Source organism: Brachyspira catarrhinii (assembly GCF_005518285.1).
Lineage (GTDB): Bacteria > Spirochaetota > Brachyspiria > Brachyspirales > Brachyspiraceae > Brachyspira > Brachyspira catarrhinii.
Genome location: NZ_SJDU01000256.1, coordinates 1 through 3,373, shown reverse-complemented (window position 1 = coordinate 3,373; position 3,373 = coordinate 1). Strand labels below are relative to the sequence as shown.

Below are 3,373 nucleotides of genomic sequence, written 5' to 3'. Positions count from 1 at the left end.
TAGGAAATAATGAGGCGGTTATAGTTTTTCTCGTATTTGCTCACGCCACAGGCGGACAGTCGTCTCATTAATCGGCTTCTGATAAAATTATTATACCTCTTCCATTGTCAAAACTTATACTTTACTTAAAATATCTCACAGCCGACTCGAACATTTTTATATCGTAATTTCCAACGACATTTTTATATAATCCTTTTCCGATTCTTTCGCTATGTCCCATTTTTCCAAAAACTCTTCCATCGGGAGAGGTAATGCCTTCTATCGCGTATGCCGAACCGTTTGGATTAAATCTAATATCGTTAGAAGCGTTGCCGTCAAAGTCTACATATTGAGTCGCAATCTGTCCGTTGTCCGCAAGTTTTTTTATAATCTCTTCGTTTGCGATAAATCTGCCTTCGCCATGAGATATTGGAACATTTACTATATCTCCTACATTTGTCAAAGAAAGCCATGGAGATTTATTTGAAGCTATTCTCGTTCTCACAATTTTTGATTGATGCCTTGAAATTTCATTGAAAGATAGAGTCGGACAGTTTTCGTCTATATCGATTATTTTTCCGAAAGGAACTAATCCCAATTTAATAAGCGCTTGAAATCCGTTGCATATTCCAAGCATTAGTCCGCCTCGCTCGTCCAAAAGTTTTGTAGTCTCTTCTTTTATAAAATCGTTTCTAAAAAATGCCGTTATAAATTTTCCGCTTCCATCGGGTTCGTCTCCGCCAGAAAATCCTCCTGGAATAAAAATAATATTGGAAGTTTTTAATTCTTTTGAAAAATCGTCTATGCTTTTTTTAATATTCTCCGAAGACAAATTATTTATAACTATAACTTTCGTTTTCGCTCCCGCGTATTCCATAGCTTTTGCGCTGTCGTATTCGCAGTTCGTCCCTGGAAAAACGGGAATAATAACTTTCGGTTTTGCGATTTTTATTTTTGCCGTTAATCTTTCTTTGGTATTAAAAGAAAAATTTTGAATCTCTTTTTTATTGATTTTAATATTTCTTATTTTATCATTTAAATTGCATGGAAAAACTTTTTCGAGTCTGTTTTCGTAAATAGAAGATAATTTTTTTAAATCGATTTTTTCGTTTTTATAAGAAATATATTTTTCTAAAATAATTTTACCCAAATATATTTCGTCAATTTTTTCTTTAGCTTCAATAATAAATCCGCCGTAATTATATCCAAAAATATAGGCTAATGAAATTTTAGAATTATATTCAAATCCAAAACCGTTTCCTATGCACATTTTATAAACCGCTTCGGCTATTCCGCCATAAGTCAATGTATAGCAGGAAATAGCTTTTTTGCTTTTTATCAAATAATTAATTTTATGGAATAAAGAGATTAAAGATTTTGTTTCTATAAGTCCGTTTTTATAGTAATCGGGTTTTAATAAATAAACATTATTTCTCGCGTTTTTGAATTCGGGCGAAATAATATTTTTAGTTTTTGAAGTTGTAACCGCAAACGATACCAAAGTTGGAGGAACATTTAAATTTTCAAAACTTCCGCTCATAGAATCTTTTCCGCCTATAGCGCAAATTCCAAGTTCTTTCTGCGCCTTAAAAGCTCCCAAAAGCGCCGCTAAAGGTTTGCCCCATTTTTTTTCGTCACCGCCTAATCTTTCAAAATATTCTTGAAAAGTAAGATATATTTCTTTAAAATTCGCTCCCGTAGAAATTAATTTTGAAATCGATTCTATTACCGAAAGATAAGCTCCATGATAAGGGCTTTTTTCCGTTATAAAAGGATTGAATCCAAAGCTCATTATAGAACAATCATCGGAAGATTTTTTCTCCAATGAAATTTTTTGAACCATCGCTTGAGCTGGCGTGAGTTGATATTTTCCGCCAAAAGGCATGAGAACCGTTCCCGCTCCGATTGTGGAATCGAATCTTTCCGCTAATCCTCGTTTTGAGCAAACATTAAGGTTTGACAAGAGGCTCTCATAACCTTTTGAAAAATCTTTTGGAATTTCTTTATCGAATTTTTTTAACGCTTCAACTTTCGCTTTAATATGTTTTTTAGCTCCGTTTGAATTTAAAAATTCTCTCGATATATCCGCTATTTTTTTGCCTCTCCAAAACATCGTAAGTCTCGGCTCTTTTTTTACTACGGCTACTGGGATGGCTTCCAAATTTTCGTTTTTCGCAAGACTTAAAAATTTTTCGACATTATTTTTTGATACGACTACCGCCATTCTTTCCTGCGATTCTGAAATTGCAAGTTCCGTGCCGTCAAGCCCTTCGTATTTTTTTGGAATCGCGTCGAGATTTATATCTATTCCGTCCGCAAGCTCTCCTATAGCTACCGAAACTCCGCCCGCGCCGAAATCGTTGCATTTTTTTATTAATCTTGAAACTTTATTGTTTCTGAAAAGCCTTTGAATCTTTCTCTCTTCGGGAGCGTTTCCTTTCTGCACTTCCGCTCCGCATACTTCGAGCGATTTTGAAGTATGCGATTTTGAAGAACCCGTGGCTCCTCCGCATCCGTCTCTTCCCGTTTTCCCTCCTAAAAGAATTATTATATCTCCAGCAGTCGGTTTTTTTCTTACGACATTTTTTTGAGGCGCAGCTCCTATGACCGCTCCAATCTCCATTCGTTTCGCCATATATCCTTTATGATAAATTTCATCGACAATTCCCGTAGCCAAACCGATTTGGTTTCCGTAAGAAGAATATCCTTCCGCCGCCGTTGTCGTTATTTTTCTTTGAGGCAATTTTCCTTTTAGAGTTTTTGAAACGGGCATTGTAGGATTTGCCGCTCCCGTAATTCGCATTGCTCCGTAAACATAAGCTCTCCCAGAAAGCGGGTCTCTTATGGCTCCGCCGATGCAAGTAGCCGCTCCGCCGAAAGGCTCTATTTCCGTAGGATGATTGTGAGTTTCGTTTTTAAAAAGCAAAAGCCAATTTTCTTTTTTGCCGTCAACTTCTATATTTATTTTAACCGCGCAGGCGTTAATCTCTTCCGATTCTTCGAGTTTGTCTAGTTTTCCTTTTTTCTTAAAATATTTCATGCATATCGTTGCCAAATCCATAAGAGAAATCGGCTTATTATCGCAAGTCTCTTTTCGCGTTGATAAATATTCTTCGTAAGTTTTTTGTATAATTTCGTCTTCAAATTTTGCGCTGTCTATAATCGTTAAAAATGTGGTATGCCTGCAATGGTCGGACCAATAAGTGTCTATTATTTTTATTTCCGTTATCGTTGGATTTCTTTTTTCGCTTGCAAAATATTTTTTGCAAAGTTTTATATCTTCAATATCCATTGCCAAACCGTAATTTTTTATAAAATCAAAAAGTTCTCTGTCGCTTAAATTTATAAATCCGTTTAATGTTTTCACTGTTTTTGGAAAGGTCACTTAAAGGTC

The 3,373-nt window shown here is 35.4% G+C and carries 1 protein-coding gene; it reads right to left on the bottom strand.

Annotated elements, in window-relative coordinates; all coding sequences use genetic code 11:
• Positions 1-121 precede the first annotated feature (121 nt).
• Entirely contained in the window at positions 122-3,346 is a 3,225-nt protein-coding gene (locus EZH24_RS08965) for a phosphoribosylformylglycinamidine synthase (RefSeq protein WP_201798584.1), read from the bottom strand.
• Positions 3,347-3,373: the final 27 nt, after the last annotated feature.